The organism is Idiomarina sp. H2, from assembly GCF_004364275.1.
GTDB lineage: Bacteria > Pseudomonadota > Gammaproteobacteria > Enterobacterales > Alteromonadaceae > Idiomarina > Idiomarina loihiensis.
On the sequence record NZ_SNZY01000004.1, the window covers coordinates 216,881 to 237,972 of the forward strand.

Here is a 21,092-nt window from a genome sequence, read left to right on the forward strand (position 1 = left end):
AATAACATGGGTGTATCACCTTGGCAGTTACTCATCTTGTTGGTCATTGTTGTATTGCTGTTTGGCACCAAGCGTCTGCGTAGCCTGGGTTCAGACTTAGGTAATGCGGTAAAAGGCTTTAAAAAGTCTATGGGCGACGAAGATGACAGCAAAGATAAAGACGACTCTTTGCAGCACAAAGAAGAACATGACGATAAGTCCAATTCGGATAAATCCGGGAAATCTTAAATGTTCGATATTGGTTTCTGGGAGTTATTGCTGATTGCGATAGTCGGCTTGCTGGTGCTTGGTCCCGAGCGCCTGCCTTCGGCTATTCGTGGCTTTCAGAGAACCTTGTCGAGTATTAAGCAGTACTCTCAAAAAGTACAGAATGAGCTTGACCATGAACTGCGTATTAAAGAGCTGCACGAACATTTGAAACAAGCTGAGAGTCAGGACCTTGAAAATTTAAGTCCGGAACTGCAACGCTCGCTAGTCGAATTAAGAAGTGCGGCAGAAGAGGTTCAGCGACCCTATTCTAAGCCAGATTCCGAACCCAAAGAAAAAACCGGAACCGATGTGGGTAAAGGTAATGAGTGACTCCCCTTTATTAAATCATTTGCTGGAGCTCAGAAGCCGACTATTACGCTCGGTATTGGTTATTCTGGTTGTGTTCGCTGCGCTCGCTTACTTTGCCAATGATATTTATCATTTTGTCGCCCAGCCCCTGCTGATGAACATGCCGGTTGGTTCGCAAATGATCGCCACAGACGTTGCGGCGCCGTTCTTTACCCCTTTTAAATTAACTTTGGTCGTGGCTCTGGCTCTTACCGTCCCTTATTTACTGTGGCAAATATGGGGCTTTATAGCGCCGGGCTTGTATGGTCGCGAGAAGCGCTTAGTAATTCCGCTTTTGGCTACCAGCACTTTGCTGTTTTATGCCGGTATTGCCTTTGCCTATTTTGTGGTTCTGCCTCTTGCCATGGCATTTTTCAGCAGTGCAGCGCCGGAGGGGGTCACGGTTGCCACCGACATCTCCCGTTATCTGGACTTTATTCTGGCTATTTTTGTTGCTTTTGGTATTGCCTTTGAAACGCCGGTTGCCATTATGCTGTTGATCTGGACCGGTACCTGTACCCGTGAGTCGCTGGCTAAAAAACGGCCTTACATTATTGTTGGTGCGTTTGCTATTGGTATGTTGCTAACCCCACCCGATGTTATTTCCCAAACGTTATTGGCAATACCTATGTGGTTGTTGTTTGAGTTAGGCTTACAAGTTAGCCGTTGGTATACACCCACCCAGCAGGAAGACGACGATGTGGTTTGATGCCGGAGTGAATTTAACCAACAAAAGGTTGTTGAGCGATCTGGACGGGGTTATGGCTCGTGCAGAGCAGGACAATGTGAAAAAGCAGCTGATTATATCGACCTCTATTGAAGAGGCTGAGCAAGCCGTTAAATTGTGTCAGCAGTTTCCTGAGAAGTTGCTGATGACCGTGGGTATTCACCCACACGACGCCGGCGAGGCGTCAGCAAATTACAAAGAGCAGTTACGGGAATTGGCCGGCTTGCCCTATGTTGTGGCTATTGGTGAATGTGGTCTGGATTTTAACCGGAATTTTTCTCCTCGCGAGGCACAGGAAGAGGTATTCGTTGCTCAAATTGAGCTGGCTAATGAGCTAAACCTTCCGCTGTATTTGCATGAACGCGATGCCATTGACCGTCAAATAGAGTTGTTAAACCAGAATTGTGATGACTCAACGCCCTGCTTAACTCATTGCTTTACCGGTGGCGCTGAAGCGCTGAATCGTTATGCTGAGCGAGGTCATTGGTTTGGTATTACTGGCTGGGTGTGCGACGAGCGGCGTAACCAGGAACTGGTGTCAGCTTTGCCGTACCTGCCTCTGAATCGGCTGGTACTTGAAACGGATGCACCGTTTTTATTACCGCGGGGGCTGAAGCCGCGACCTAAAATGAATGAACCTGCGCTTTTACCGATAGTTGGAGAGGCTCTGGCCAACTATCTTGATGTGTCGGTACAGCATTTAGCCGAGCTGACCTATGCTAATACGGAACGGTTTTTCGGGCTGGGAGAGAACAGTGACTAAAGCTTCCGGGATAAGTGCATTGCAGTGGCTATTTTTGGCTCTAGTGGCTCTGCTTTTTTCTGCATCCGCTGCTGCGGCGAAAATACTTCCCGAAAGCCAGTCAGAGCTGGCAATTGAGTACACTAACAGTCAGCAAAAGCTGGACTTAGAAACCGCAAAAAACTTACCTTCAACTGACTGGCATAAACTGAATACAGACCGCGCCTCCTTTGGTTACACCACTGATGAATATTGGTTTCGCTTTAAGCTAGACGCTAAGCCTTATGACCGTATTTTGCATATTGCCTACCCTTTGCTTGATGAGCTGACCATTTATATTATGAGGCCGGAGGGGGTAAGAACTTACCGGATGGGTGACACTTTGCCTTTCTACGAGCGTCCAATACCGACCTCGGAATTTGCTGTTCCGTTACCCAATGACATCGGTGGTGAAATCTATATCAAGACCAATACGCAAAGCTCTATGCGCCTGCCTATCGCTGTACGTACCGAAGTTGGTTTTTTCGAGACGCAAATGAATCGTCGTATTGCCGAAGGAATTTACTTTGGCGTACTGCTTTGTATGGCGGTTTATAATCTTTTCGGTTTTATTGCGTCGCGCGAGCCCGAATTTGGTGTGTATTCGCTTTACACGTTATTTTTTGCCGGGTTGATGCTGTCATTAGAGGGGCTTGGCTTTCATTACTTATGGCCTGACTCTCTGTATTTACAGGATAAAGGAATTCCTATATTCGGTAGTCTAACCTTTCTAACCGCTGCCTTGTTTGCTTATCAGCTCCTTGAGCTAAAACGTTACCGATATACCTGGGGCAGAGGGTTAATGGTGATGGCCTTCCTTGCCGGTTTGAGTCTGCTAATTGCTATTTTCGCCAACTATCGAGTTAGCATTCATGTGTTGTTGAGTTTAGCTGTACCTGGTTGTTTATTTCTTCTGGTTGTGGGCGTATATATGTGGCGTAAGGGTTTTGTTTACGCCCGCATTTTCACCTTAGCCTGGTGTAGCTTGCTCGTTTCTGTAGTTGTCAATTCTCTCGGGTATCTAGGCATCATCGACAGCATGTTCATCCAGCGTCATGCCATTATGATAGGTTCAGGCATTGAAATTTTGCTGTTGTCCTGGGTTCTTGCCGTACGCTACAGCGAGCAACGTAAAGAGCGGCTGCAGGCCGAGCAACGTCATAACCGCGAGCTGGAAGAAAGTGTTGACGAACGTACGTTCGAGCTACAAGTTGCTCTGCGCGAGCTCCAGGACGTTAATACAGAGCTGGAACAGAAGAATACGGAAGATCCGTTGACCGGTTTGTATAACCGCCGTTATTTCCAGCAGCATCTGGAACGTGAACTGCGGCGTACATTACGCCGCGAGTTACCGCTAGCGTTACTAATGATCGATGTCGACCATTTTAAACCCGTGAACGATACCTATGGGCATCTTGCCGGAGACCAAATCCTGCAACAGTTAGCAAAATTGATGCAGCAACACGCTAAACGAGCCGCTGATATTGTCTGTCGTTATGGTGGTGAAGAGTTTGCCATTATCTTGCCGGAAACCGACCTTCAGGAGGCTGAAATTTTTGCCAGTCAGTTACTGGAAAAGGTTCGTAATACCGAATTTAAAACCGATGCCGGTTTGCTTAAGATCACGCTGAGTATTGGGGTGATCTCCACTAGCGTACGTATTTTTGATAATGTAGATGAGCTTTTTAAAGCCGCAGACGACGCGCTATATGCGGCTAAAAATGAAGGCCGTGACAGATTAGCGGTGCAGTAACCAATCAGGAGTCAAGAATGACAAATCAGGGTACTTTTCCGGGCAGACGACTAAGACGCTTACGCCGCCACGGTTTTAGCCGACGGCTGGTGGCAGAAAACCAGTTAAGTGTGGACGATTTAATTTACCCTATGTTTGTTCTCGAAGGTGAGAACCAGCGTGAGCAGGTCAGTTCAATGCCTGGCGTTGACCGTGTGAGTATAGATCTGTTGTTGCAAGAATGCGCTCAGTTGGTTGACTTGGGTATTCCTATGGTCGCGTTATTCCCGGTGACTCCTGCTTCGGCTAAGTCGGAGATGGCTGAGGCGGCCTATGATGATAACGGTCTGGCTCAGCGTGCGGTCAAAGCCATAAAAGCTGAGTTTCCGGAGCTGGGTGTAATGACCGATGTTGCTTTGGATCCTTTTACCATTCATGGGCAGGACGGTATTCTTGATGACAGCGGCTACGTGGTGAATGATATTACTACCGAAGTTTTAGTAAAACAGGCGGTGTCTCATGCGCGGGCCGGGGTAGATGTTGTGGCTCCGTCGGATATGATGGACGGGCGCATTGGCGCTATTCGTTCAGCACTGGAAGCTGAAGGCTTTATCAACACTCAAATTATGGCGTATTCGGCTAAATATGCCAGCGCGTTTTATGGCCCATTTCGCGACGCGGTCGGCTCTGCCGGCAATCTGAAGGGAGCTGACAAAAAGACCTATCAGATGGACCCGGCTAATTCAGACGAAGCTCTGCAGGAAATTGCACTGGATATTCAGGAGGGCGCTGACATGGTGATGGTGAAGCCGGGCATGCCTTATTTAGACATTGTGCGCCGCGCAAAAGACACCTTCGGCGTGCCGACTTTCGCGTACCAGGTCAGTGGTGAATATGCCATGCTCCAGGCCGCCATTAAAAATGGCTGGCTGGGTCAGGACGTTATTGAAGAAAGTTTGCTGGGTTTCAAGCGGGCAGGTGCTGACGGCATTCTTACCTACTTTGCAAAATCGGTAGCTGAACGTCTGGCAACGAAGAAAGGCTAAGCTGTTATTTCATTGGCAAGTTGCGCGAGTAGCCCCTCGCGTAACGCGCCTGTAGTCACCTCAAAATCGTCCACACTAAGTGCTTTCAGTGCCGCCAAAAGTATAGTGATTCCGCCCATTAGAACAGTGCGGCGGTCATCACGTAATCCGGCAAAATTCAGACGCTCAACTTGCCCCTGCCGGATACAACGCTGAATCAGTTCACTTAACCAGATTTGAGTAAGCCCCGGTTGTTTCTCTGCCGCCGCTATTTCAGTAAGTGCACGAAAAGTACCAGAGGCGCCAAGAACTCGTAGCCATCCATGCTGCTGATAATCAGCGATGTAGGGCCTAATAAGTTTGGTAGCGGCCTGAATGGCCAGCTCTACATTATCCGGGTTAATTTCTCCACCTTTAAAGAAACGGTTTTGAAACACCACACAGCCCATATCCAGACTATGAAGCACATTGGCCTGAGTTCCATTACCGGCTACAACCTCAGTACTGGCACCACCAATATCAATAACCAGAACTTTATCCCGGCATTGTGACGCACTACAAACCCCGGCATAAATGAATTCAGCTTCACTCTCTCCGGTAATAACTTCAATGGGGAAGCCTAATGTCGACTCAAAGCGTGCAAGAAGCTCTTTCTGATTACTGGCTTTGCGCAGCGCCGCAGTTGCTACCGCTTTTACTGCAAAAGGCTGGAAGCGCTTAAGCTCTTCGGCAAACAGAGTAAGGCAATCTATGCCACGGGAAATGGCAGCGTCGTCTATGCTGTCATTGTCGTTCAAGCCGTCGGCTAAACGAACTTTCTGCTTATGCTGGGAAAGAATCCGGGGCTTAGGAAAGAACCCCGTCATTGAAACTTCTGCCATCAACAGGTGAAAACTGTTGGATCCCATGTCAATGGCAGCAAGTTTGCGCTTTTTGGCTGGCATATTACGACGCGTTGCGCGGAGGTCCCGAGCGACGGCCGCGAGGTTTGCCCTTGCCTCCGCCTGAGTTATGACGACGACGGCGCTGAATTGGACGCGGACGTCGTAAATCAGAAAGCAAAGCATCGCCATCGTATTTGGTGACCGGAATGGTGTGACCAATATAGTCTTCAATAGCCGGTAAGTTGTATACGTACTCTTCGCACGCCAGGCTTATTGCAGCGCCACTGGCGCCTGCGCGACCTGTGCGGCCTATACGGTGAACATAGTCTTCGCAGTCATCCGGTAAGTCGAAATTATATACATGGGTTACTTCAGGAATGTGCAGACCACGTGCTGCGACATCGGTAGCAACTAAAAAGTCGAGCTTTCCTTCGGCAAAGTCTTCCAGAATGCGTAAACGCTTTTTCTGCGGAACATCACCGGTTAACAGACCCGCACGGTGCTCGTTCGCGACCAGCCAGCCATGCACTTTCTCGCAACCGTGCTTGGTGTTGGCGAAAACAATGGCTTTATCCGGCCAGTCTTCTTCTATTAATGTCAGTAGCAACGGAAACTTTTCGGGTTTAGAAGGATAAAACAGTTCTTCAGTTACCCGTGTGGCCGTTTTTTGTAACGGTTCTACTTCGAGCTTGGTCGGTGCATTCATGTGTTCGTACGCCAGTTCCTGCACACGATAAGACAAGGTTGCAGAGAACAGCAGATTCAGACGTTTGGATGGATCCGGCATTTTCTGTAACAGGTAACGAATGTCATCAATAAAGCCCAGATCGAACATGCGGTCGGCTTCGTCCAGCACCACAACTTCAATATCTTTAAGGCTAAATAGATCCTGCTTATAAAAGTCTATAAGACGACCCGTGGTGCCGACCAGTATGTCTGGTTGTGCAGCCAGTTGTTCTTTTTGACCTTCGTAGCCTTCGCCGCCGTAAATTACGCCCATTTTCAAACCGCAATGCTCAATGAGGGCATCCGCGTCGTGAGCTATCTGAATAGCGAGCTCCCGAGTCGGTGCCATAATCAGTGCGCGTGGGCCCGATTCGGTTTTTTCGGACGATTCGTTCTGCATTAAGCGGTTGAAAGTAGCCAGCAGAAATGCCAAGGTTTTGCCTGTACCTGTCTGAGCCTGACCAGCAACATCGCGGTTAGACAGAGCAACGGGCAGACTTAACGCCTGAATTGGAGTACAATACTCAAATCCGGCACTGGATATTGCTTGCTGGATTTTGGGGTGAAGCGCCAAATCAGCAAAGCGAGTTTCTGTAAGATGTTTTTTAGTCATAAGTTATAAGCATATCAGTTTGCGCTTGTATTCAAAAACAGAAATAATACTATTCTAATATTTCCACGCGAAGAAAGTAGCGGAGAGTACCATGAGTGACGTAATAGTTCAGCTAAGTGATGACAGTTTTGATGCTGATGTCATAAATTCCGATAAACCCGTATTAGTCGACTTTTGGGCTGAGTGGTGTGGACCATGTAAAATGGTAGCGCCTATTCTTGATGACATTGCCAGCGAGTACGCTGATAAATTAGTTATTGGTAAGCTGAACGTCGACCATAATGAACAAACTCCACCTAAGTACAATATTCGTGGCATTCCAACGTTATTGCTATTCAAAGGCGGAGAAGTCGTTGGAACGAAAGTGGGCGCATTATCACGTGCTCAATTGACTGAGTTTTTAGACCAGCATATTTAATGATTGTCAAAAAACGGCGTGTTATGCGCCGTTTTTGTTGAGAAAACTGGACGAATCGCTTTTTTGGTGATAACTTCTGCTCATTAACTGTTCATACGGGTTCACCAACTCCACCGGTTAACCTGTTTTTAAATGAAACGTCTGTTTCTGGTTTCGCACTTCGCGAATTCCGAATGTTCCAATTGTTTTACTTTCTAGAGTCAAATTAAAAAAGGCTTTGTGTTCAATCGATAACTCGAAAACCCTCCTATGAATCTAACAGAACTTAAAGATAAACCCGTAAACGAGCTGGTTCAGCTCGCGGACTCAATGGGCCTTGAGAATATGGCCCGCCTACGTAAGCAAGACATCATTTTTGCTATCTTAAAAGCTCACGCTAAAAGCGGTGAAGACATTCACGGCGGTGGTGTGCTGGAAATTTTGCAGGATGGCTTTGGCTTCTTGCGTTCAGCCGACTCGTCTTACCTGGCTGGCCCGGACGACATTTACGTCTCGCCAAGCCAAATTCGTCGCTTTAACCTGCGTACGGGTGACACAATTGGCGGGAAAATTCGCCCACCGAAAGACAGCGAACGTTATTTTGCCCTGCTGAAAATTCGCGAAGTTAACTTCGACAAGCCTGAAAACTCCCGCAATAAAATCTTATTTGAAAACTTAACGCCGCTACACGCGGAAGAGCGTTTTCACTTAGAACGCGGCAATGGCAGTAAAGAAGATATCACTGCGCGGGTACTGGACTTATCAGCGCCAATAGGTAAAGGCCAGCGTGGTCTTATTGTTGCGCCACCAAAAGCGGGTAAAACCTTACTATTGCAGAATATTGCAACTTCTATTGCGGCGAATCACCCTGATGCTGAACTGATTGTTCTGTTGATTGATGAGCGTCCGGAAGAAGTCACCGAAATGCACCGTCTTGTACATGGCGAAGTGGTTGCTTCAACCTTTGATGAACCTGCCAGCCGTCACGTTCAGGTGGCCGAAATGGTTATTGAAAAAGCCAAGCGCCTGGTTGAGCACAAAAAAGACGTAGTGATTTTGCTGGACTCAATTACTCGCCTTGCCCGTGCTTATAACACCGTTATTCCAAGCTCCGGTAAAGTGTTAACCGGTGGTGTGGATGCTAACGCATTGCACAAACCTAAGCGTTTCTTTGGAGCTGCGCGTAATGTAGAAGAAGGCGGTAGTTTAACCATTATTGCAACCGCGCTTATTGATACCGGCTCGAAAATGGATGAAGTCATCTACGAAGAGTTTAAAGGTACCGGTAACATGGAGCTGCATCTGAACCGTAAGTTGGCTGAACGCCGTGTGTTCCCTGCCATCGACTTCAACCGTTCAGGTACGCGTCGCGAAGAGTTGCTGACTACGCCGGACGAGCTGCAAAAAATGTGGATCCTGCGCAAAATCATGCATCCAATGGGCGAAGTTGAGGCCATGGAATTCCTGATTGACCGTCTGCAGATGACCAAAACCAATGACGAATTCTTCGAATCGATGAAACGTCAACGCAACAGTTAAGTGGCGTATGAAATATCAAGATCTGCGTGACTTTATCGCGCTCCTCGAGGAGCGCGGTGAACTTAAGCGCATCCAACAAGAGATCGATCCCTACCTCGAAATTACCGAAATATCAGACCGTACGTTAAAAGCACAAGGCCCGGCCTTATTGTTTGAAAACGTGAAAGGCCATGATATGCCTGTATTGGCTAATTTGTTTGGCACACCCGACCGCGTGGCTTTAGGCATGGGTCAGGAGTCAGTAACCGCTTTACGGGATGTGGGCAAATTGCTGGCCTTTTTAAAAGAGCCTGAGCCTCCTAAAGGCTTTCGCGACGCGTTGAATTTACTGCCTAAGTACAAAAAAGTGCTGAGTATGTCGCCAAAAAGCATTAAAAAGGCACCGTGCCAGCAAGTGGTTATGAGCGGCGACGACGTTGACTTAACCAAGCTGCCTATTCAGCACTGCTGGCCGGGCGACGTTGCGCCTTTGGTGACCTGGGGTCTTACGGTAACTCGAGGTCCGCATAAAGAACGTCAGAACTTAGGCATTTATCGCCAGCAACTCTTGGGTCCGAATAAGCTTATTATGCGCTGGTTGTCGCATCGCGGCGGCGCGTTGGATTTCCAGGAATGGTGCCAGCAGCATCCGGGCGAAAGGTTCCCGGTGTCAGTTGCTTTGGGCGCAGACCCTGCGACTATTTTGGGTGCGGTAACCCCTGTGCCTGATAGCTTGTCGGAATACGCCTTTGCCGGTTTGTTGCGCGACAGCAAAACCGAAGTAACGCAGTGTCTCAGTAACGACTTACAAGTACCTGCGCACGCTGAAATCATTCTGGAAGGTTACATAGAGCCGGGTGAAATGGCGGCAGAAGGGCCTTATGGCGACCATACCGGCTACTATAACGAAGTGGATGAGTTTCCGGTGTTTACCGTGACTCATGTGACCCACCGCAAAGATCCTATTTACCACAGCACCTATACCGGACGTCCACCGGACGAACCTGCGGTGCTGGGCGTTGCTTTAAATGAAGTTTTTATTCCGTTGCTGCAAAAACAATTCCCAGAAATTGTCGATTTTTATTTGCCACCGGAAGGCTGTTCGTACCGTTTGGCCGTAGTCACTATGAAGAAGCAGTACCCGGGTCACGCGAAGCGTGTGATGATGGGTGTCTGGTCTTTCTTGCGTCAGTTTATGTACACCAAGTTCGTGATTGTGTGTGACGACGACGTAAATGCGCGTGACTGGAAAGATGTTATCTGGGCTATGACAACCCGGATGGATCCGGCACGTGATACGACCCTGGTCGAAAATACGCCAATAGATTACCTTGATTTTGCTTCACCGGTTTCCGGACTGGGCTCAAAGATGGGAATGGACGCCACCAATAAATGGCCGGGTGAAACCGACCGTGAGTGGGGCGAACCAATCGTCATGAGCGATGAGGTAAAACAGCGTGTTGACGAGCTGTGGGACGAACTGAATATTATGGAGTCGTGAATGAGTCAACAAATGACCTGTAAAGCTAAAATTTCGCGCCAGTTGGCGGATGCTGTGTGGGAAGTGCGTTTACAATTGCCGCAGGCGGTTGAGTTTAAAGCAGGCCAGTACCTTATGGTGGTGATGGGCGAACGCGATAAGCGGCCTTTCAGTATTGCGTCGTGCCCGTCCAATAAAAGTGAGTGGTTACTTCATGTTGGTGCTACGCCGGACAACAGCTATGCCATGGAAGTGTTGGATAAAGTGCGTGACGATGGGGAACTAGAAATTGATGCGCCGGACGGTATTGCGTTTTACCGTCAGGAAAACACTAAGCCGGCAGTGTTAATTGCTGGTGGCACCGGTTTCTCGTATACCTATTCTATTTTGCAGCAACATTTACGTGTGTCGCCAGAGCGGCCTCTGACACTTTACTGGGGTGCAAAAAGCTTAAGCGACCTGTATTTGCATGACGAACTGGAACGCTTAGCAAGCCAGTACGAGCACTTTGATTATCACCCGGTGGTCGAAGACGCGGATAACAACTGGGCTTATTCTATTGGTTTAGTGCACCACGCGGTTATGGCCCGTGAGCAAAGTCTGCCTGAGTGTGAAATTTACATGGCTGGCCGTTTTGAAATGATACGCGTTATTCGCGACGACTTTGTCGCTAAAGACGTACCGTTAGAAAACCTTTACGGCGACGCTCTGTCCTTTATTTAATTGCACTGAAAGTAAATTTGTTTAACTAACAAGCTGCGTTATACTGACGCCGCTTTACCAAGGGGTGCCGGCAACGGCTGAGATGCATTAGCGAACCCTTAAAACCTGATCCGGTTAATACTGGCGTAGGGATGGTAGAAAACCCGTCTAATACAGCCTTACCGGATCGTTTCTGACTTTGTTTTGAGGAAATGATCCATGAAAATAATCAATTCATACTTAGCAGCCAGCATTGCCGCTGCGTTATCCAGTGTTCCCGCTTTTGCCTTTGCAGCAGAGGACACACAAGATACAAAAGACATTGAAATTATTGAAGTGAGTGGTGACTTTCACCGCCGCACCTTAAATGAAACCACCAGCAGCGTTTCTATTATTGATAAAGATGCGATGCAACAGCGTCACTCACAGCATTTACAAGACACTCTGAACAGTTTGGCCAACGTGAATTTCTCGGGAGGTACTTCCACGGCTCGGTTTATTCAAATTCGTGGTATTGGCGAGCGCTCTCAGTTTGTTGATCCTGTAACGCCCTCGGTCGGTTTGATAATTGATGGTATTGATTACAGCGGATTAGGCAGTGCCGCATCGCTTTTCGATATTGATCACGTGGAAGTGTTTCGCGGTCCGCAAAGCGGACGTTTTGGCGTGAACGCTATGGCCGGTTTATTGTTGCTGGACAGCACCGCACCGAGCAGCGACTTTAACGGCCAGTTTCAGCTATCAGCAGGCAACTATTCCGAAGCCATGGGCGGCCTTGCTATGGGCGGAAACCTTGGAGCGCACGGTAATGCCCGCTTCTCGGTCAGCCAGTTTCAGCAAGACGGTTACATTGAAAATACCTATCTTGAGCGTGATGACACGGAACAGCGCGACGAACTCACTGCGCGCTTCAAGCTGGATACAGAGCTCAGTAAAGACTGGCTGCTGCAAACGGTTCTGCATTATAACGATGTCGACAATGGCTACGATGCGTTTAGTCTCGACAACACCCGCGAAACTTTGTCCGATGAACCGGGTTTTGACCGCTTAGAAAGTCAGGCATTGCGCTTGCAGCTCAGTTACCTGGGTTTTGACAACAGCCGTCTGGAAATGTCTGTTAACTACCTGGATGCAGACACCGGCTACGCTTACGACGAAGACTGGACCTATGAAGGTATCGCTCCGGGCTGGGAATACTCAGCTTTTGACGCGTACTTCCGCGACCGTGACGACAAAACCGCCGAAGTTCGCTGGGTATCCGACGAGCCCGAAAGCCTGTTTGGTATTGATAGCGAATGGGTTTTAGGTTTGTACTATTACGACAAATCGGTTCAGCTGACACGTGACTATTTTAACTGGGACTTAGGCCAGCCAAGCATTTTCAACAGCGACTATGATAGCAATCACGTTGCTATTTATGGTGAGCTAACTCAGCATTGGAGTGACCGGGTTAGTACTATAACTGGCTTGCGGGTAGAACGTTACGACAATGACTACCTCGACAGTCGCGATATTACCGCTGAACCTGAAGACACCATGGTGGGTGGTAATTTCAGTGTCCGCTATCAGGCGTCTGACGACAGTTACCTGTACGCGACTCTGGCGCGCGGATACAAAGCCGGTGGCGTTAATGGTGAAGCTTTAGGAAAAGCTGAAGATCAGGGTCTGGAAGAATTAGAAAACTACTTGTTAGACCGCTCAACCTTTGCTCCGGAAACGCTCTGGAGTACCGAGTTTGGCGTAAAAGGCAGCAGTGCCGATGGGCGTTTAACCTCAAGAGTCAGCGCATTTTACCATTGGCGTGACGATGTGCAGCTCAAGGGCTGGGTAAACCGAGACCAGTCATTTGTGGGTTACATTGAGAACGCCGCTGAAGGCACAGGTTACGGTCTGGAAGCGGAAATTCGCAACCAGTTTACGGATTGGTTGGCGGTTTTCGCTTCGGCCAGCTGGTTAAAAACCGAAATTGAAGGTTTTGTCACCGAAGACGGCACCGATATGACCGGGCGGGAGCAAGCGCAAGCGCCTAATTACCAGTTGAATATTGGCTTTGAAGGTTGGTTAGGCGAGAACTTCCAGTGGGTGATTCAGGCCGACGCGAAAGACGAGTTCTACTTCTCTGACTCTCATAACCAAAAAGCGGACAGCATGGCAGTGTTGCACCTTGCGCTAAACTATCATTATCAGGATTGGCACTTTAGCTTATGGGGTCGTAATTTAACGGATGAAGACTACGAAACTCGCGGTTTTTACTTTCGTAATGACCCTCGTAAGGAGTATGTGCCGGAAACTTACGTCCAATACGGTGAACCGCGTCGCTTTGGTATCACTGTCAGAAAATCGTTTTAAGGGAGCTTAATATGCAAGTTTCAGTAGAAATGTCGCTGTATCCACTGGCTGAAAATTACCTGGATACCATTAAAGATTTTATTGAGCGTTTAAATCAGCATTCAGAACTAACGGTTCTGACCAACACCATGAGTACGCAAGTATTTGGTGAAATGCAGGACGTTATGCGCATTATGGGTGAAGAAATGGAGATGCTTTTCCAGAATGTGCCTTCGAATGTTCTGGTTTGTAAGTTTATTAACAAAGACTTAAGGCCGGATAATGCCTGAGTCTTTGCTTGAATCCTGGCTTGAGCAGTTGATGGTCAGTTCCCCCTGGGAGCTGACGGCTTTAGTCATGGCTTTGGGGTATTTAGTGCTGGCGGCACATCAGCGCCAGTGGTGCTGGGCTGCGGCGGCGGTCAGCTGTACTATATACGCTGTCTTGTTCTGGCAAGGTAAGTTGTATATGGAGTCTTTGCTGCAAACAATCTACATTGCGTTGGCAGGCTATGGTTGGTGGCAATGGCAGCGTCAGCAAAGCGCAGCAAAGGAGAGTCCTGATGGCGCGAAATACCCGTTTCGTTGGCATCTGCTGCAATGGGCGTGGTTGGTTCCTCTGGCTGCCGGCATTGCTTATTTACTCTCGGTTTATACCGACGCAGACGCAGTATGGCTCGATACTTACACCACAATATTCAGTTTGCTGGCCACCTGGCTGGTTACCAAAAAAGCGTATGAAACCTGGTGGTACTGGCTGGTTATCGACAGTGTTTACGTTTATTTGTACGCCAGCAAAGGCTTTGTCGCCACCGCCTTGTTGTTCGTGGTTTATCTGATACTGGTGATTTATGCCATGTGGCGCTGGCGCCATGACATTTCGCTGAAATCTGCGAGTGAAGCCGGGTGATTGGCCGGCCCTGCGAAATACAACTGCTTGCTTCCGGGCAGTCTAATCAGACGTTGCGACTGCGAACAGATACAGAAGATTATGTGTTAAAACGCTGGCGCTATGAACAGGTATTCGCGGTTGACCGTGAGCTGGAAGTATCTATACAAAAAGAGCTGGCGCAACAGGCTCTTGCCCCCGAAGTTTTAGCTTACGATGCTAAGCAAGGCTGGTTTTTACAGCCTTACTACCAGGCTCCGTCTTTACAGCAAGTTACGCTGTCGCCTTTGATTAAAGCCACTGTACTGGCTGAAACGCTGTCGAAAATCCACAATACACGAGTTGATATTCCGGCCTGGTCTATGTCTGAGCGGGTCGAGCATTATTTGCAGCAGTTGCGTTCGGTCAATTCGGCGGTTGCTGCTCAAATGAGCCAGAAATTGGTACCCATGCAACCCTTGTTAGAGGACTGGCTCAGTTATCCGGTGTTATGCCACAACGATTTATCTATGAATCATATTTTAATGGCCGATCCTATCCGGATTATTGACTGGGAGTACGCGGGTATTGGCCACCCCTTGTTTGATATTGCCAGTGCAATTGTCGTGAATGAACTCAGTGACCAAGCCTCGGTTCGCTTAATAACAGAGTACGAAAAAATAGCCCATTATCAAATTGATCGGCAGCGTTTAGCGCAATGGTTTGAGTTTGTGGAATGGTTGAATAAAGTATGGCAGCATCTATTTCGACACCTTTCTTAAAGTGAACACTTTGCCATGACTGATAAAAAACTGACTGAACGCGTTTACGGCTACTTAGCTGAAGACGAAGATGCTCGCGTTTGTAAAGATATTCCTGAGTCTGCCTGTAACGAGCAACCGCGTTCATTCGTTTTGATGTTGTTGTCGTTAACTCTGACAAAACTGGGTGACAGCTTAGTCAGCGCGCGCCTTGTATTGCCGTGGATGTTGAGTTCGCTTGGCGCTCCGGCGGTGTTTATTAGCGCTTTAGTGCCTTTAAGGGAATCTCTGGCTTTATTACCTCAGCTCTTTGTTGCTCAAAAGCTCCGTGAGCAGCCGGTACGCAAATGGTTCTGGGTTGCGGGCAGTGTCGGTCAGGCAGTCTCGTTGCTGGCGATGTTGTTTGCGGTAGCAACTTTAGATGAATCTGCACTGGGGTGGTCTGTAGTTGTTTTACTGGCAATATTTAGCTTGTCACGGGGCATTTGTTCTGTGGCGAATAAGGATGTGACCGGTAAAACGGTATCTAAAACGCGCCGTGGACGAATGTCCGGTGTCGCAGCCTCCACCGCCGGATTACTCACACTGTTAACCGCACTCGTTATTATATTTGCACCCGATATGGAAGGTCAGCGCTCATTATTTATTGGACTACTAGGTGCCGGTGTTGTGCTCTGGTTTGTTGCGGCTCTACTTTATGCGGGCATTCCTGAGGTTGCCGGTGCAACCGAGGGCGGTGGTAACGCGCTGACCGAAGCACTGAAATCAATGTCTTTGCTGTGGCAGGATCGTCAGTTTGGACACTTTGTCATTTCGCGGGCGTTACTAGTCGCCGCCGCTTTTGCTATTCCTTATATCGTGGTTCTAATTCAGCGCGAAGGTGAGTCCGAACTGACTAGTCTGGGCAGTTTAATGCTAGCGAGTGGGCTTGCCGGTTTGTTGGCGGGGCGCTTTTGGGGGCGTTGGTCCGATTCTGCCAGTCACCATGTGATGGCAGCAGCTTCCGTTATGTCGACTTTGGTAATATCGGCTGCGCTGGCACTTTATTACTGGATACCTGAGGCGCTGGGCGCGCAGTGGATTGCGGCATTACTTTTATTCAGTTCGGCGGTTGCGCATCATGGAGCACGAGTTGGCAGAAAAACCTATCTGGTTGATATGGCAACGCAAGATAACCGGGCGCAACTGACGGCGGTATCTAATACCGTGATGGGGGTAGTGCTTTTAGCTGGTTTATTACTGGGGTGGGTTGATGCTGCTTATGGCGTTGCTGCCGTTTTATGGGTACTGGGAGCTATTGGCTTACTTGCTACCCTTACAGCCTTAAGACTGCCAGACGTATCAGGCGACACGTCTGGCTAACTACGTTTACTAGGTTACTTTCCGCGAATGACCGCGTAGAGACCAATAATGACTGCTGCAACACCACCAATTAAATACCAAATGGTGTTGTCAGTTGGTTCATTTGTAGCCACTTCTGATACGCTAGAGGCAATTGATTGTGAGGCCTCATATGAGAAATACAATAAAATAGCGCCAACAACTAATAGAACAATACCTACGATACGAGTCATAAAGTCTTCCTTTTGTTGTGTTTACAACTATCAATATAAAGCACTCTGTCAGATCCGCAAGTTTCCTTACAAATATTGATTTATATCATCTGGTATATTCCCAAGCCAATGAAATGGCTGTAGTTGTTAAAAAGCTGGTCGCGTTTAAAACAAAAAAACAACAAAAGTAAGGCAGAACTATGAGCAGAGCATCTTTTAAACTTGGGTATTTGGCCATTTCAATGTCAGCAGCGTTAGCAATCCCGGGTACCGGTTTTGCGCAACAAGCGGATGCTAATGCAGAGTCTGACGAATCTATGGAGCGCATTGTCACCTTGGGTTCACGGGTTAATGGCAGAACAGCGACAGAATCGGCTTCGCCAATTGATATTATTTCTGCAGAGCAACTCGTAAATACAGGAGCGACTGAACTCGGTAAAGCCCTGCAAATGAGTGCGCCTTCTTTTAACTTTTCCAGCACAACCATTTCTGACGGTTCTGACATCATTCGTCCGGCAACACTGCGCGGACTCAATCCGGATCAGGTTCTGGTTCTGGTTAACGGTAAACGCAGGCATCAACAAGCTCTGGTGAACGTTCAGGAAACCATTGGTAAAGGCTCGGCAGGCTACGACATTAACGCCATTCCAATTACCGCTGTTGCGCGTGTCGAAATTCTACGAGACGGTGCGGCGGCTCAATACGGCTCTGATGCCATTGCCGGGGTCATTAATATCACGCTGAAAAGCTCCGAAGGCGGCAGTGTCTCCGCTGAAATAGGTCAAACTTACGAGGGTGATGGCGAAGTTAATACTATTGGCGTTAATTTTGGTGTTGAGTCAGACAACGGCTTTTTCAACGGCACGTTGGAGTACCGTGACCGGGGAATGACGAACCGGGCGTCTCCAGCTGAAGCATCGCTCATAGGAGACTGGTCATCGCCCAGCGGCGACCCTGTGGTTCGTCTGCATATTGGTGATGCCGATTCGGAGAACTTATACGCCTGGTTTAACTCCGGTTATAACTTTAGTGAAACGACAGAGCTTTATGCTTTTGGTGGTATCTCCAGCCGTGACGGTGGTTCTTCAGGTTTCTTCCGCGGACGCGGACACCCGAGAACCATAGAAGCAATTTACCCCGATGGTTTTCTGCCGAAACTAGAGACCGAAGCGGATGATCAATCGTTGGCTGTTGGAATTCGCGGAGACCTGCCTAACGCCTGGCTATGGGATGCCAGTGTGGTTTACGGGAAAAATGAATTTGGCTTTAATTCGTCAAACTCAGCAAATGTAAGTTGGTACTACGAACCAAGTCCGGACGGCGGTATTTACGGCGAAACACCAACAGAGGCTTTCGATGGCGAACTGGTCTTTGAGCAGACGACATTCAATTTAGATTTTAATGGTACGGTTGATATCGCAAATGAGCTGCTTTATCTGGCTGTGGGATTAGAAATGCGGCGTGACGGCTATCAAATTAACCCAGGTGACCCGGTATCTTGGTCCTATGGCAGAGCTAATGATCCCAGCATTGAAATCCTAACCCCATCTGGTGACCCTGCTGAAGCCGGCATACAAGGTTTTCCGGGTTTTAGTCCGAGCCAGGCGGTAGATGCTGACCGTGACAGTTATGGTGCTTATGTCGATGCAGAATACTATGTAACGCCGGACTTCTTGTTAGCCGGGGCTTTACGCTACGAAGATTATGACATAGCCGGAGACAATATTTCCGGTAAACTGTCTGCCCGATATGATATCAACAGTGACCTCTCTGTGCGTGGCACAGTATCGACCGGATTCCGGGCTCCTGGTGTACAGCAAATTTATTACAGTCAGGTATCCACTAACATTGTTAATGGCACTCTGGTAGAAACCGGGACCATTGCTAATGATGACGAAGTCGCACGTCAGTTTGGTATTAACGAGCTGGAAGAAGAAACGTCTGAAAGCATAAGTATGGGTCTTATAAAGCGTTTCAACAACGGTTTCGATCTGACCATGGATTTTTATCAAATCAATATTGATGATCGCATTGTGTTATCGGAATCTCTGACGGCCGATGTTGGTGCGGAGTTTGGCCAAATTCTGGAGGATAATAACCTGGGCGCCGCTCAGTTTTTTACCAACTCTGTTGACACCAAAACCACAGGTCTGGATGTGATCGCGTCTTACCCGACTGAGTTTATGGACGGCAATTTGAATTTAACTGCCGCAATGAGCTTTATGAATACCGATGTAGAGCAGGTGAATTCGGTCTCTTCATTAATTCCGGGGGAACAGATCTTCAACGACACTCAAGTCCTGCGTCTTGAAGAGGGACAACCCAGTGAGAAAGCAACGTTAAGTGGTGACTGGACTCGTGATGCCTGGAATGTGAATTTAGCCTTTAATTACTTTGGGCCTGTTGAAGGGCAAGCCTTTACCGGTGTGCGTCATGAGTGGGGCGGTAAGTGGTTAACTGATCTTTCTATTGGTTACGACTTTACTGATAGTTTAAATGTTCGTATTGGTGCGAATAACCTGTTTGACACTTACCCCGACGAATGGGGCAGTGCTGGTTCACCATTTTCTGATGCGGGCTTTAAATATGGCTGGGAAACTTTCCCGTTCGGTATTAACGGTGGTTACTACTACGCTCGGTTGAATTACACTTTCTAGTCATTATCGACATAAAAAAACGCCCCGAATACCGGGGCGTTTTTATTGTTACTTCTCGGAGCGATTAATTGCCCATGTAAGACGTCAGCATCCAGGCTGTTTTTTCCTGCTCTTTGATGTAGTCACTCATCAACGCGTTGGTTCCTTCATCGCCTGCTTCATCAGAAATTTCAAGAATTTCACGCTGCAAACGAATGGTGGTCTGATAGCTATCCAGAATATTGGCTACACAGGCACGACCGTCGTGTACATCTTTAACTTCTTCAATTTCGCTGTTCTTGATGTAAGTTGAGTAAGCATGCTGAGGGCGCTGACCCAAAGTTAAAATACGCTCTGCAATTTCATCAATTTTAAGCAGTAAATCGTCGTAGGTCTCTTCGAATTTAGCGTGCAGTTCAAAAAAACGCTCGCCCTTAATGTTCCAGTGAAAACCGCGAACATTCATATAAAAAACTTGGTAATTTGAAAGTAGCTCATTGAGCTTGTCACCAAGTTGTTCTGCTTTTTTCTGGTCTAAACCAATAACGCTTAACTGTTTCATAAACCCTCCTTTATCATCGTTATGCCTTAACCATAGTTGAATCATAGGGTTAAAGAAAGCGATGAAAATCGATAACGCTGACAGTTAAACTCGATAACTGTCAGCTTATGCTTACATAGGGAGTATGGGGGCGCTGTGAGTTAAATCAACTCAGGCTTTCAAGTTTACCGTCGCGGATGTGTTTTTCACCGCGCACTTTAGCTAATTGAATTTGACGCTCACGTTCGGCAAATCGCTCTTTTTGCTCGGTTGAGGTCTTGTCATAGCAATGCGGGCAGCTGACACCTTTCTGGTAATGTTCTGACTGCATTTCTTCAGCAGTAATGGGCATGCGGCAGGCATAACACTGGTCGTATTCACCCTGCTCCAGACCGTGCTTAACGGTAACGCGTTGGTCAAAAACGAAGCACTCACCATTCCAGCGACTGTTGTCTTCCGGCATCATTTCCAGATATTTAAGAATTCCGCCTTTTAGATGGTAAACCTCATCAAAGCCCTGCTCTTTTAAATAAGCGGTCGACTTTTCGCAGCGGATACCACCGGTGCAGAACATAGCAACTTTCTTATGTTTTTCCGGATCCAGATGCTGCTTCACGTACTCCGGAAACTCGCGGAAAGTATCGGTCTTAGGGTTAATGGCGCCTTCAAAGGTTCCTACGGCGTATTCATATTCGTTGCGGGTATCAATAACCAGCACTTCCGGGTCGGCAATCAGGTCGTTCCATTTTTCCGGATCGACATAAGTACCGGCCGAGCTTTTAGGGTCAACCCAGTCAACGCCCAGGGTGACAATTTCTTTTTTCAGTTTTACCTTGGTGCGGTAAAAAGCTTGCTCGTCACTGGGGGATTCTTTGTGTTCAATGTCAGCAAAACGCTCATCGGAACGTAAGTAATTCAAAACGTTGTCAATGGCTTCGCGGGTACCGCAAATGGTGCCATTAATGCCTTCACGGGCTAACAGCAGAGTGCCTTTTACATCGTTTGCGATAAGCGTTTGATACAGAGGTTCGCGGAGCTCTTTATAGTCATTTAGCTCAACAAATTTATACAATGCCGCACAAATATACATATCATGTTACCTTCTTCAGCGGTCCGGAACGTAAATCCGGAGCCATTAATTAAATTGCGGATCAGTAAATCGCGCGGATTATACCGTTTTGATCCCGATCAGCGCAAATCAGGGACTCAGGGAGCAGTAAGAAA

Annotated in this window: 21 protein-coding genes and 1 riboswitch; of the genes, 16 read left to right on the forward strand and 5 right to left on the reverse strand. The window is 47.9% G+C overall.

All coding sequences use genetic code 11. From position 1 onward, the window contains the following. The first annotated feature begins 6 nt into the window (after positions 1 to 6). From tatA to hemB, 6 genes are read left to right on the forward strand one after another with little or no spacing between them, the layout of a single operon-like run. A complete protein-coding gene (gene tatA / locus DET62_RS07025) occupies positions 7 to 228 on the forward strand; it encodes a twin-arginine translocase TatA/TatE family subunit (RefSeq protein WP_011235596.1) in 222 nt (73 codons plus the stop codon). Continuing rightward, on the forward strand, positions 229 to 579 hold the full coding sequence (tatB, locus tag DET62_RS07030; protein ID WP_110013434.1) for a Sec-independent protein translocase protein TatB: 351 nt from the start codon (positions 229 to 231) through the stop codon (positions 577 to 579). Then, the gene (gene tatC, locus DET62_RS07035) at positions 572 to 1,306 is read left to right on the forward strand and encodes a twin-arginine translocase subunit TatC (protein WP_082815468.1); all 735 of its coding nucleotides are present in this window, start codon (positions 572 to 574) and stop codon (positions 1,304 to 1,306) included. The genes tatB and tatC overlap by 8 nt, the downstream gene beginning before the upstream one ends. Next, complete coding sequence (locus DET62_RS07040; RefSeq protein ID WP_110013433.1) at positions 1,296 to 2,087, forward strand: TatD family hydrolase; 792 nt, start codon at positions 1,296 to 1,298, stop codon at positions 2,085 to 2,087. The genes tatC and DET62_RS07040 overlap by 11 nt, the downstream gene beginning before the upstream one ends. Beyond that, positions 2,080 to 3,858 (forward strand): diguanylate cyclase, encoded by a 1,779-nt coding sequence (locus tag DET62_RS07045; protein WP_110013432.1) that lies wholly within the window; start codon positions 2,080 to 2,082, stop codon positions 3,856 to 3,858. The genes DET62_RS07040 and DET62_RS07045 overlap by 8 nt, the downstream gene beginning before the upstream one ends. A gap of 17 nt (positions 3,859 to 3,875) precedes the next feature. Beyond that, the gene (gene hemB / locus DET62_RS07050) at positions 3,876 to 4,883 is read left to right on the forward strand and encodes a porphobilinogen synthase (protein WP_110013431.1); all 1,008 of its coding nucleotides are present in this window, start codon (positions 3,876 to 3,878) and stop codon (positions 4,881 to 4,883) included. Here the strand turns inward: hemB and DET62_RS07055 are convergent. Together DET62_RS07055 and rhlB are read right to left on the reverse strand one after the other, a co-directional pair. Further along, positions 4,880 to 5,806 carry a Ppx/GppA family phosphatase gene (locus DET62_RS07055; protein ID WP_110013430.1) on the reverse strand — a complete coding sequence of 309 codons (927 nt, stop codon included), beginning with the start codon at positions 5,804 to 5,806 and terminating at the stop codon, positions 4,880 to 4,882. The genes hemB and DET62_RS07055 overlap by 4 nt on opposite strands. A gap of 1 nt (position 5,807) precedes the next feature. Next, positions 5,808 to 7,085, reverse strand: coding sequence for an ATP-dependent RNA helicase RhlB (rhlB, locus tag DET62_RS07060; protein WP_011235589.1), 1,278 nt, complete (start codon positions 7,083 to 7,085; stop codon positions 5,808 to 5,810). Between the two features lie 91 nt (positions 7,086 to 7,176). Between rhlB and trxA the strand changes: the two genes are divergently transcribed. From trxA to DET62_RS07105, 9 genes are all read left to right on the forward strand, one after another. After that, complete coding sequence (gene trxA, locus DET62_RS07065; protein WP_011235588.1) at positions 7,177 to 7,503, forward strand: thioredoxin TrxA; 327 nt, start codon at positions 7,177 to 7,179, stop codon at positions 7,501 to 7,503. Between the two features lie 249 nt (positions 7,504 to 7,752). Then, on the forward strand, positions 7,753 to 9,021 hold the full coding sequence (gene rho / locus DET62_RS07070; protein WP_011235587.1) for a transcription termination factor Rho: 1,269 nt from the start codon (positions 7,753 to 7,755) through the stop codon (positions 9,019 to 9,021). A gap of 7 nt (positions 9,022 to 9,028) precedes the next feature. Next, a complete protein-coding gene (ubiD, locus tag DET62_RS07075; RefSeq protein WP_011235586.1) occupies positions 9,029 to 10,501 on the forward strand; it encodes a 4-hydroxy-3-polyprenylbenzoate decarboxylase in 1,473 nt (490 codons plus the stop codon). Then, positions 10,502 to 11,203, forward strand: coding sequence for an NAD(P)H-flavin reductase (gene fre / locus DET62_RS07080; RefSeq protein WP_110013429.1), 702 nt, complete (start codon positions 10,502 to 10,504; stop codon positions 11,201 to 11,203). A gap of 50 nt (positions 11,204 to 11,253) precedes the next feature. After that, positions 11,254 to 11,352: riboswitch (TPP riboswitch) on the forward strand. Positions 11,353 to 11,401: 49 nt separating this feature from the next. Beyond that, positions 11,402 to 13,531 carry a TonB-dependent receptor gene (locus DET62_RS07085; RefSeq protein WP_110013428.1) on the forward strand — a complete coding sequence of 710 codons (2,130 nt, stop codon included), beginning with the start codon at positions 11,402 to 11,404 and terminating at the stop codon, positions 13,529 to 13,531. Between the two features lie 11 nt (positions 13,532 to 13,542). Continuing rightward, the gene (locus DET62_RS07090) at positions 13,543 to 13,800 is read left to right on the forward strand and encodes a YkoF family thiamine/hydroxymethylpyrimidine-binding protein (RefSeq protein ID WP_110013427.1); all 258 of its coding nucleotides are present in this window, start codon (positions 13,543 to 13,545) and stop codon (positions 13,798 to 13,800) included. Beyond that, positions 13,793 to 14,419, forward strand: a complete 627-nt coding sequence (gene pnuC / locus DET62_RS07095; protein ID WP_011235582.1) for a nicotinamide riboside transporter PnuC — start codon at positions 13,793 to 13,795, stop codon at positions 14,417 to 14,419. Before DET62_RS07090 ends, pnuC begins: the two co-directional genes overlap by 8 nt. Next, the gene (locus DET62_RS07100; protein ID WP_034822669.1) at positions 14,416 to 15,159 is read left to right on the forward strand and encodes a phosphotransferase; all 744 of its coding nucleotides are present in this window, start codon (positions 14,416 to 14,418) and stop codon (positions 15,157 to 15,159) included. The genes pnuC and DET62_RS07100 overlap by 4 nt, the downstream gene beginning before the upstream one ends. Before the next feature lie 15 nt (positions 15,160 to 15,174). After that, positions 15,175 to 16,500: an MFS transporter gene (locus DET62_RS07105; RefSeq protein WP_110013426.1), complete on the forward strand. Its 1,326-nt coding sequence runs from the start codon at positions 15,175 to 15,177 to the stop codon at positions 16,498 to 16,500. A 14-nt stretch (positions 16,501 to 16,514) separates the two neighbouring features. On the opposite strand, the gene DET62_RS07110 is transcribed toward DET62_RS07105, so the two are convergent. Further along, positions 16,515 to 16,712 carry a DUF3185 family protein gene (locus tag DET62_RS07110; protein ID WP_034822665.1) on the reverse strand — a complete coding sequence of 66 codons (198 nt, stop codon included), beginning with the start codon at positions 16,710 to 16,712 and terminating at the stop codon, positions 16,515 to 16,517. A 179-nt stretch (positions 16,713 to 16,891) separates the two neighbouring features. On the opposite strand from DET62_RS07110, the gene DET62_RS07115 reads away from it, so the two are divergent. Further along, positions 16,892 to 19,348: a TonB-dependent receptor gene (locus tag DET62_RS07115; protein WP_110013425.1), complete on the forward strand. Its 2,457-nt coding sequence runs from the start codon at positions 16,892 to 16,894 to the stop codon at positions 19,346 to 19,348. Positions 19,349 to 19,412: 64 nt separating this feature from the next. Here the strand turns inward: DET62_RS07115 and DET62_RS07120 are convergent, their stop codons facing one another. Further along, on the reverse strand, positions 19,413 to 19,889 hold the full coding sequence (locus tag DET62_RS07120) for a Dps family protein (protein ID WP_011235578.1): 477 nt from the start codon (positions 19,887 to 19,889) through the stop codon (positions 19,413 to 19,415). A 145-nt stretch (positions 19,890 to 20,034) separates the two neighbouring features. Further along, the gene (locus DET62_RS07125; RefSeq protein ID WP_110013424.1) at positions 20,035 to 20,958 is read right to left on the reverse strand and encodes a rhodanese-related sulfurtransferase; all 924 of its coding nucleotides are present in this window, start codon (positions 20,956 to 20,958) and stop codon (positions 20,035 to 20,037) included. Positions 20,959 to 21,092 lie beyond the last annotated feature (134 nt).

What these genes read in the sequence shown, in the direction of transcription:
- DET62_RS07120 (WP_011235578.1), bottom strand. Translation starts at nt 19,889, where the DNA reads ATGAAACAGTTAAGCGTTATTGGTTTAGACCAGAAAAAAGCAGAACAA.
- fre (WP_110013429.1), top strand. Translation starts at nt 10,502, where the DNA reads ATGAGTCAACAAATGACCTGTAAAGCTAAAATTTCGCGCCAGTTGGCG.
- trxA (WP_011235588.1), top strand. Translation starts at nt 7,177, where the DNA reads ATGAGTGACGTAATAGTTCAGCTAAGTGATGACAGTTTTGATGCTGAT.
- ubiD (WP_011235586.1), top strand. Translation starts at nt 9,029, where the DNA reads ATGAAATATCAAGATCTGCGTGACTTTATCGCGCTCCTCGAGGAGCGC.
- DET62_RS07090 (WP_110013427.1), top strand. Translation starts at nt 13,543, where the DNA reads ATGCAAGTTTCAGTAGAAATGTCGCTGTATCCACTGGCTGAAAATTAC.
- tatC (WP_082815468.1), top strand. Translation starts at nt 572, where the DNA reads ATGAGTGACTCCCCTTTATTAAATCATTTGCTGGAGCTCAGAAGCCGA.
- DET62_RS07110 (WP_034822665.1), bottom strand. Translation starts at nt 16,712, where the DNA reads ATGACTCGTATCGTAGGTATTGTTCTATTAGTTGTTGGCGCTATTTTA.
- tatB (WP_110013434.1), top strand. Translation starts at nt 229, where the DNA reads ATGTTCGATATTGGTTTCTGGGAGTTATTGCTGATTGCGATAGTCGGC.
- hemB (WP_110013431.1), top strand. Translation starts at nt 3,876, where the DNA reads ATGACAAATCAGGGTACTTTTCCGGGCAGACGACTAAGACGCTTACGC.
- rhlB (WP_011235589.1), bottom strand. Translation starts at nt 7,085, where the DNA reads ATGACTAAAAAACATCTTACAGAAACTCGCTTTGCTGATTTGGCGCTT.
- DET62_RS07085 (WP_110013428.1), top strand. Translation starts at nt 11,402, where the DNA reads ATGAAAATAATCAATTCATACTTAGCAGCCAGCATTGCCGCTGCGTTA.
- DET62_RS07125 (WP_110013424.1), bottom strand. Translation starts at nt 20,958, where the DNA reads ATGTATATTTGTGCGGCATTGTATAAATTTGTTGAGCTAAATGACTAT.
- DET62_RS07105 (WP_110013426.1), top strand. Translation starts at nt 15,175, where the DNA reads ATGACTGATAAAAAACTGACTGAACGCGTTTACGGCTACTTAGCTGAA.
- DET62_RS07055 (WP_110013430.1), bottom strand. Translation starts at nt 5,806, where the DNA reads ATGCCAGCCAAAAAGCGCAAACTTGCTGCCATTGACATGGGATCCAAC.
- DET62_RS07040 (WP_110013433.1), top strand. Translation starts at nt 1,296, where the DNA reads ATGTGGTTTGATGCCGGAGTGAATTTAACCAACAAAAGGTTGTTGAGC.
- DET62_RS07115 (WP_110013425.1), top strand. Translation starts at nt 16,892, where the DNA reads ATGAGCAGAGCATCTTTTAAACTTGGGTATTTGGCCATTTCAATGTCA.
- pnuC (WP_011235582.1), top strand. Translation starts at nt 13,793, where the DNA reads ATGCCTGAGTCTTTGCTTGAATCCTGGCTTGAGCAGTTGATGGTCAGT.
- rho (WP_011235587.1), top strand. Translation starts at nt 7,753, where the DNA reads ATGAATCTAACAGAACTTAAAGATAAACCCGTAAACGAGCTGGTTCAG.
- tatA (WP_011235596.1), top strand. Translation starts at nt 7, where the DNA reads ATGGGTGTATCACCTTGGCAGTTACTCATCTTGTTGGTCATTGTTGTA.